General features: G+C 69.8%; 6 protein-coding genes and 1 tRNA gene. 1 reads left to right on the forward strand and 6 read right to left on the reverse strand.

The window, feature by feature from the left end; translation table 11 throughout:
- The 5 genes from D180_RS04550 to D180_RS04570 all read right to left on the reverse strand — a co-directional run.
- Positions 1 to 1041, reverse strand: a 1041-nt coding sequence (locus D180_RS04550; protein ID WP_043090464.1) for a filamentous hemagglutinin N-terminal domain-containing protein, incomplete at its 3' end; no start/stop codon positions are given.
- Between the two features lie 34 nt (positions 1042 to 1075).
- Positions 1076 to 2803, reverse strand: a complete 1728-nt coding sequence (locus tag D180_RS04555) for a ShlB/FhaC/HecB family hemolysin secretion/activation protein (protein WP_017911861.1) — start codon at positions 2801 to 2803, stop codon at positions 1076 to 1078.
- 307 nt (positions 2804 to 3110) lie between these two features.
- Positions 3111 to 3776, reverse strand: a complete 666-nt coding sequence (locus tag D180_RS04560; RefSeq protein ID WP_226980494.1) for a response regulator transcription factor — start codon at positions 3774 to 3776, stop codon at positions 3111 to 3113.
- Positions 3777 to 3851: 75 nt separating this feature from the next.
- A complete protein-coding gene (locus D180_RS04565) occupies positions 3852 to 5870 on the reverse strand; it encodes a sensor histidine kinase (RefSeq protein ID WP_232760324.1) in 2019 nt (672 codons plus the stop codon).
- Positions 5871 to 6424: 554 nt separating this feature from the next.
- A tRNA-Arg gene (locus tag D180_RS04570) sits at positions 6425 to 6501 on the reverse strand.
- A 273-nt stretch (positions 6502 to 6774) separates the two neighbouring features.
- On the opposite strand from D180_RS04570, the gene ubiA reads away from it, so the two are divergent.
- Positions 6775 to 7677, forward strand: a complete 903-nt coding sequence (gene ubiA, locus D180_RS04575) for a 4-hydroxybenzoate octaprenyltransferase (RefSeq protein WP_017909533.1) — start codon at positions 6775 to 6777, stop codon at positions 7675 to 7677.
- A gap of 110 nt (positions 7678 to 7787) precedes the next feature.
- On the opposite strand, the gene D180_RS04580 is transcribed toward ubiA, so the two are convergent.
- The coding region (locus tag D180_RS04580; RefSeq protein ID WP_017911864.1) for a phosphoribosyltransferase family protein at positions 7788 to 8095 on the reverse strand (308 nt) is incomplete at its 5' end.

Below are 8095 nucleotides of genomic sequence, written 5' to 3' on the forward strand. Positions count from 1 at the left end.
GCCGACGTGGATGGCGCCACCGCCGGTCGCGCCGCTGGCGTCCAGGCGCGCGCCGCCGTCCAGGCGTAGCTGCTGGCCGAGCACGTCGATGCGGCCGCCCTGGCCGGTCGCCGAACTGGCGTCGAGGCGGCCGCTGACGTGGACCTGGCCGGCGTCGCCGCCGTCGAGCAGGATGCGCCCGCCATGCGCGCCCAGCGAGGTCGCTTCGACCACGCCATCCATGTTGATGACGCTGGAGCGCAGCGCGCTGGCGCCGGCGGCGCTGAGCACCACGTTGTTGCCGCGGATGGTGCCGCTCTGCGCCAGTTCCGCCTTCAGCGCGTCCTGGGCGACCGCCAGCGACAGCAGGCCGTCGCTGCCGAAGTCCACCGCAACGCGATCGCCTGCGGCCAGGCCGACCTGGCCCGCCGCGATGCTGCCGGTGTTGCTCACCGCCGGCGCCAGCAATGCCACCACGCCGCCGTTGGCGCGGATCGCGCCCTCGTTGCGCACCGCGCCGGCCGCGCCGCTGGCGACGAAGCGCGCGTGTCCGCCCAGGAAGTCGCTGTCGCTGATGCCAAGCGAACTGACCAGCAGCCCGCCCACGTCCACCTGCGCGCCCTTGCCGAAGTACACGCCGTTGGGATTGACCAGCCAGACCTGGCCGTTGCCGCTCAGTTCGCCCAGCACCTGGCTGGGCGTACCACCGAGCACGCGGTTCAGCGCGATGGCGGTGCTGTCGGGCTGCTCGAAGCGCACGCTGGCCTGGTTGCCGATGTCGAAGCTGTTCCAGTTCAGGATCAGCCGCTGGCTGTCCTGATGCACGGTCAGGTTGGCGCCGTGCTGGTCCAGGTGCGCATTGCCGGCGGCGATCTGCGCGCCGTCGGGCAATGCGCCAGGATCCACGGCATAGGCCGACAGCGGCACGCTGCCGATGGCGATCGCGGCGGCGGCAGCGCGCACCACGGTGCCGCTGCGCTTGCCGCGGCGGCGGGAAATTTCGGCGGCGACCACGTAGGCGCCACGCAGTTCGTCCCAGATCAAACGGTAGATGTGATTCATGCGAATCGTCCTCAGAAGGCGTGGAGTGGCGGCGTCAGAAGCGCAGGCTGGCCTGCAGCCACAGATAGTGGTCGTCGCGCAGGCCGTCGGCGTTCAGGCCGGCGGCGCTGCGGCCGGGGTTGTCGCCCAGCCGGTGCGCCCAGGCACCGCGCAGCGACCAACGCTCGCCTTGCAGGTTCAGGCCGATACCAGCGCTGGACAGGTCGTACGCATTGCCCGACCACGGCATCACCGATCCCGCCCACGGATCGATGTGCTGGCGCACGTGGCCGTGATCGGCGAACAACAGCGCCTGCGCACGCACGTGCCTGGCGACGAGGAAATCGCGGCGCAGCTCGGCATTGACCAGCCAGCCGTTGTCGCCGCTGCCTTCGCCGACCGCATGCCCGCGCACCCCGGACGGGCCGCCGAGCAGGAACTTCTCCGACGAATCCAGGTTCTTGCTGGCGAACTGGCCATTGGCACCCACGTACAGGCCCCAGTTGCTCAAGCCGCCCAGGCTCTGATTGCGCTCCACGCGCCAGACCAGCTTGTTGTAGCTGCCGCGGGTGCGCGCGCTCAGCCCGTCGGCGATGCGGTCGGCCGCGTTGTCCAGATCCACACGGCCGGCGACCCAGCCCAGGCTGGCGCCGAAGTAACCGCCGCCCCACCAACCGTCCCAGGCGTTGCCGCTGAGCATGGTGGTGAGCCGGTCCAGATTGCGCTCGCGCAGGACCTGGCCCAGCGCCTTGTCGACCAGCTCGCGACGCTCGGCGTCCACGCTGATCCACAGGCTGCGCTTGCGCGTGCGCAACAGCGGATAGCTGAGGCCGGCGCCGACGGTACGCGCGCTGCCGCGCAGGTCCAGCGGCTTGAACTCGGCGCCAACCGCGTAGTGCATCGACGAGGCGGCGACGTTGGCGCGCAGACCCGACGGGGTCAGGCCGATGGCGTAGTTCAGACCCAGCAGATCACTGCCGCTGCTGTGGCTGAGGTTCACGCCGAGCAGGTCCTCGTGCTCGAACGGCCGATTCACCGCGCCCCAGGCGCTGCTGCGCCACGCGCCGGTGTAGCGGTTGGCGAAGTTGTCCACGCTCGCGCCGCCGATCCACGCCGGCGCACTATCGGCACGGATCAGCAGGCGGCTGCTGCCGGGCTCGGCGCCCTTTTCCAGCGTCGCACGCGCGCTCACGCCTGGCACGTCGTTGATCAACAGCAGCGCGCGCTCCAACTGGTCGTTGCGCACCGGCCCTTCGGGCAAGGCCGCATCGGCGATGCCGGTCGCGCGGGCGCGCAGCGCGGCATCGTCGGACAGCACCTGCACGCGGCCGGGCGCGTTCTGCAGACGCCCGATCATGATCGCGATCTCCAGCTCGCCGTTGCTCAGGTCCTGCCGCGGCAGATAGGCGCGCGCCAGCAGATAACCCTGCGCCTGCAGCGCGGCACTGACCCGCTGCGCCAGCGCCTGCAACTGCGCGTGGGTCAGCGACTTGCCCAGCGCATCGGCAACCACCGCCTGCAGCGCCTGCGTGTCGATCGCGCCCTCGGCTCCGCTGAAGCGGACGCGGTCGATGCGTGCGCTGAAGCCGCCATCCGGCGCATCGGGCAACGGCGCCTGCAGCAACGCGGCCGCATCGTCGGCCGGCGGCTGCAACCGTTCCTGGCGCTGCTGCTGGTTGAGCAGCGAACCCGCGTCCGGCGGCGCCGTCTGCGCAAGAGCCAAATTGACAGCGAGTGGCAACGAGCCGAGGCCAAGAAGCTTGGCCAGCCGCGTGGTATTCATGCAATGTCCCCGTGTGGTGCGCAGAACGCGCCCTTGTTGATCGGCGCCATTCTGGAGATCACGAGGGCGTGAAAACTTACGAGTTCTGACACGGCCGCGAAACGTCAAAGGACCGTAGGCGCGGGTCGTTCGCCGCATCGGAATGCAGGCATTTCGGCGGATTTCCGGCGCGTCCGTGGCTCCACGCGGTGCGCACGAGCGACAGCGACGACGGCATTTTGACGCAGCGACGATCGCATCACGCGGCATCCGCGACGCATTGCGCCGAGTTCGCTGGCGCCTGGTCGCCAACCGTCGCGCGGCGCGCTTACTCCACGCGGATGGAATCGGTGGTCAGATAGCCGCGCGCGTGCTCGGTGCGGATTGGCAGTTCCTGCCCGCACGCCTCGCGGCAGCGCCGACGCAAACGGCTGATCATGGTATCCAGGCGACGCTGGTCGAAGGACAGCCAGTCCCAGCCCAGTGCCTCGGCCACCTCGCGGCGGCCGGCCATCTCGCCGGCGCGCACGGCCAGCACCCGCAACAGCGCGAACTCGCGCGCGCTCAGTTCCAGACGCGCATCCTCCGGCGTGTACAGGCAGCATTCGCTGGCGACCAGACGCCAGCCGCGCGGCAGCCGTCGCAACAGTGCACGCACGTGCGCCGCCAGTTCCGCCAGGCGCACCGGCTTGACCAGATAGTGGTCGGCCCCGTTCTCCAGGCCGTGGATGCGGTCCTCGCTGGCACCGCGCGCGGTCAACATGATGATGCCGATGCCCGGGGAGGCGCTGCGCAGGCGCTCCACGATCTCCAGGCCATCGGCATCGGGTAGCCCGCGATCGAGGATCACCACGTCGAAGCGCAGCCCGGCACTTGCGGCGAAGAAGGCCGCAGCCGAGCCAGCGGATACCACGCGGTGTCCGGCGCCGACCAGATAACTCTGCAGTTCCTCGCACAGATCCACTTCGTCTTCGAGCAGACCGATCAATGCCATGTCAGCGTACCTCCCCGGCGCGGCGGCGGCGCGCGACGCCATGCCGTGCGCCGCATGTGCGGTGCGTGCGCATGCTCACCGCCCCTCCGCGGCGACGGCCTGGGGCAGGCGCAGGCTGAAGGTCGCGCCGCGGCCGTCGCTGTCCAGGGTCAATTCGCCGCCCAATCGCAGGGCGATGCGCTTGACCAGGTACAGCCCCAGCCCCGCGCCGGCAGTGCCGCCGCTGCCGCTGCCGCGCGCGAACTTGCGGAAGATCCCGGTGTGCTCGTGCTGCGGAATGCCGGGACCCTGATCGGCGACGCCGAGGATCAGGGTCTGCGCCTGCACCGTGGCCGTCAGCCGTACCGGTTGTCCCGGCCCGGAGTACTTCAGGGCGTTGCCCAACAGATTGTCCAGGGCGATCCGCAGCAGGCCGCGGTCGCAATCCACCCGCAGCGGCGCCTGCGCCAGTTCGGCCCGCACGCGCTCGCGTGACGGATCGAGCGCGTCCAGCACCTCGTCGATGAGCGCGGGCAACGCAAACACCTCGCGCTTGAGCGCGCCTTCGTCCGAGAGCACCTGTTCATCGTCGAGGAAACGTTCGATCAACTCGGACATGCGCTCCACCGATCGCTGGATCTTCTCGATGCGGCGGCGTCCTGCCGGCTGCAGCGCGGTCTCCGTGTCCTGCAGCATCTGGCCACTGGCATGGATGATCGACAAGGGCGTGCGGAACTCGTGCGACAACAACGTCACGAATTCGCGCTGCTCCTCGCGCAGCCGCTGCTCGGCGACCAGTGCCTGCCGCAGTTGCGTCTTGCTCTCGCGCAGGCGCTGCTCGGTGGCCTGGCGCTGCACGATTTCCTCGGCCAGTTCGCGGGTGCGTTCGCGCACCTTGTGCTCCAGCGATGCCTCGGACTGCTGCGAGAGTTCCAGCGCCAGGGCCAATGCGTCTTGGCGCTGCTTCTCCAGCGCGTAGAAGCGTTGCGCGAAACTGAAGGTCAGCAACAGCAGGTGCAGGGTCAGGCCCACCGCCAGCGGCGCGCCATTGCGCAGCCACGGCGTGTTCGGCAGCAGGCCAAGGTTGATCAGGAAGCCGCGGAAGAATGCGATGTACAGCACCAGGAACGCCACCAGGTACAGCTTGGCCATGGCCTGGCCGCGCCAGCTCAGGTAAGCCGCCACCAGCAGCATCAACGGTACGCTGACCAGGCTCAGCCCCTGCACGAACGGCATCACCGTGCCGAACCTGCCAAGCAGGAATCCGCTGCAGGCGACGCCGATCACCAGCCACACGAAGGTTTCGTAGGCGCGCGACAGCCGCGGGAAATGCGTGTGCAAAGCCATCAACCGCACGCTGAAGGACACGGCGATGGCCACGCTGAGCGCCAGCACCACGCCGAGTACGGTGTCGCCGCCATCGTGCGTGTCCAGACGAAAGAACGGGCCGACCAGGCCCCGGGTCTTGTACACGCTGTAGCCGCTGGTGGCGATGTAGACGACATACCAGCGCACCGGCCCCACGCCGCTGCGTCGCCAGATGAAGGTGCCGGCCATGCACAGCGCGAGGATGAAGCCCAGGAAGATGCTGTCCTGGCTGGCGGACAAGGCCTCGTGTGCGAGCAGCGCCTGCGGCTCCCACAGCTTCAGCGCCACCGTCATCGCGTTGCGCTCGGTCAGGCGCAGGTAGACCTCCGGATAGCGTCCATCCGGCGCTTCCAACTGGAACACCGGCGTCCGCAGCAGGTAGGGGTACTCGCGCTGCGACACGTCCTCGCCGCGGCGCAGTTCGCGGAAGCCACCGCCCGGCTGCGGCACGTAGAGGCGCACGGTATCGGCCAGCGGCGCGTCCACCTGCAACATCAGCACCCGAGGCAGGCCGGTCATGCGATCCAGGCGCAGCCGCAGCCAGACCGCATCAGGGATGTAGCCGAGACTGAACTCCGGCGACGTCGGCTGCAGGTCGCCGCGCGCCGCCACCGCGTGCACGTCGAGCGTGCCGGCACGGTCGCGCAGCATCTGTACGTGCCCGTCCAGGGCAATGGAGCGGCGGCCCTGCTCGGAGACCGACTGGATCCCGCCGCACCCGCCAAGCAACAGGACGATCAGGAGCAACAGGGGCGTGAGCGTCGAGCGGCGGCGCATGAAGAACCCGGCGTTGTATCCGAACGTGTGCGTATGCAGGTGGCGGGCGTCACTGAAAGCACTGCGAGCGGCATCCCCATGCCGGCCCTGTGGCGGACACTACCCTGGCCGCTTCGAAATTCTACACAGGGAGACATGTAATGTGAAATTCATCAACCTATGACGTTGCGCAACACCTCGTTCCGTGCGTTCCGGCGCACGTCCCGTCTCCGAACACGCACGCACCCATGCCACGTACCGCAGCCAGTACCACGCCTGGCGCCCTGCTCGGACACCGCGCAGACGGCTCCAGCAGAGCACGCCGCGCACCATGCTTCTGGGAGCGGATGGGACGCTGACCAAGCGCTGGGACAAGGCCGGGGTCGCGCGGGCATGACGCATCGGCGCCACAGCGCCCGGCAGCGAGCAACGCATGCGTTCGCACGGCCGCAGGGCGGCGGAAGCGAAAGAGTAAATAGGAGCCTGCGCAGATGGCGGACAGGACGCGGGCGATGCCAGACAGGATCGGCATGCACGGCGGGGGATGGCGCGCCCGGAGGGATTCGAACCCCCGACCAATGGCTTCGGAAGCCACTACTCTATCCGGCTGAGCTACGGGCGCAACGGACGCGCATTCTAACGGCATTCGTGGTCCACGTCTCCCCCATTCGCACGGCCCGGCGACGGCGCGCGCGTCATGGGCATGCGGCCGCCGCCGTCCGCTCACCGGCACCTTGCGTCGACATGCGGCGCGGCGCGGCCGGCACGGCGGCCACCTCGTCGTGGACGCCTGGCGCCCGTCCGCGTCCTGCGGCGCTCGCCCAACCAACGCAGGACACGGCGCATCCACCTCCGCGACGCGCCGCCGGCACCACGCGGCTGCTACCCTTGCGCGATGGGTTACGAACGCTACGAAACGCCTGCCGCGCTGCCGCCGCGCGCGCGCCTTGGCCAGTATTGGAAACTGCTGCGCGGCGACCGGCCGATCGGCGTGCTGCTGCTGCTGTGGCCGACCTGGTGGGCGCTGTGGCTGGCCGCCGATGGGATACCGCCGCTGTGGACCTTGTTCGTGTTCACCGCCGGGGTGTGGCTGACCCGCTCGGCCGGCTGCGTGATCAACGACTACGCCGACCGCTGGCTGGACCCGCAGGTCGAGCGCACCCGCAGCCGGCCGCTGGCCACCGGCGCGGTCAGCGGCCGCGAAGCGCTGGCGGTGTTCGCGGTGCTGATGCTGGTGGCGTTCGCGCTGGTGCTGACCATGAACGCGCTGACCATCGGCCTGAGCGTGGTCGGGCTGTTCCTGGCCGCCAGCTATCCCTACCTGAAGCGCTACACCTACCTGCCGCAGGTCTACCTGGGCATGGCCTTCGGCTGGGGCATCCCGATGGCCTTCGCCGCGGTGCGCGGCGAGGTGCCTGCGCTGGGCTGGCTGCTGTACGCGGTCAATATCCTGTGGGCCACCGCCTACGACACCTGGTATGCGATGGTCGACCGCGAGGACGACCTGCGCGCCGGCTCCAAGTCCACCGCCATCCTGTTCGGCGAACTCGACCTGGTCATCCAGGGCGTGCTGTACGCGCTGATGTTCGTCGCTCTCGCCTTCGTCGGGCATCGCGCGGACCTGGGCGTGTGGTACTGGGCCGGGCTGGGGGTGGCGGCGTTGCTGGTCGTCGTCGAATTCCGCATGGCCCGGCACCGTGAACGCGCGGCGTGCTTCCGCGCCTTCCTGCACAACAACTGGGTCGGCCTGGCGATCTTCGCCGGCATTGCCGCGGCGCTGGCACTGCGCGCCGGCTGACACCGACGCGGTTCGGCAGCCCGCTTCGGCGGCGCGAAGCAACGCCCTGGCCACAGGCCACGCGATAGCCACGGGTCCGCCATGCGGTGCAGGCACAGCCGGTGCAGCGCTCACGGCACCCGCGCCACCACCCAGGCATCGACCCGTTCGACGCCGGCACGGCGCAGTGCCTTTGCCGCGGCGTGGAGGGTCGCGCCGGTGGTCATCACGTCGTCGATCAGCGCCACGTGCGCCGGCAGCGCCGCCGAATCCGGCACCGCGAACGCACCACGCAGGTTGCGCCGGCGCGCGCGCGCATCCAGTTCGGATTGCGCCGCGGTCGCCCGCACCCGCTGCAGATCCAGGCACAGCGGCAGCGCCAGCGCGCGCGCCAGTGGCCGCGCCAGTTCCAGCGCCTGGTCGTAGCCGCGCTGGCGCA

This window comes from Xanthomonas sp. SHU 166 (assembly GCF_000364685.1).
GTDB classification, from domain to species: domain Bacteria; phylum Pseudomonadota; class Gammaproteobacteria; order Xanthomonadales; family Xanthomonadaceae; genus Xanthomonas_A; species Xanthomonas_A sontii.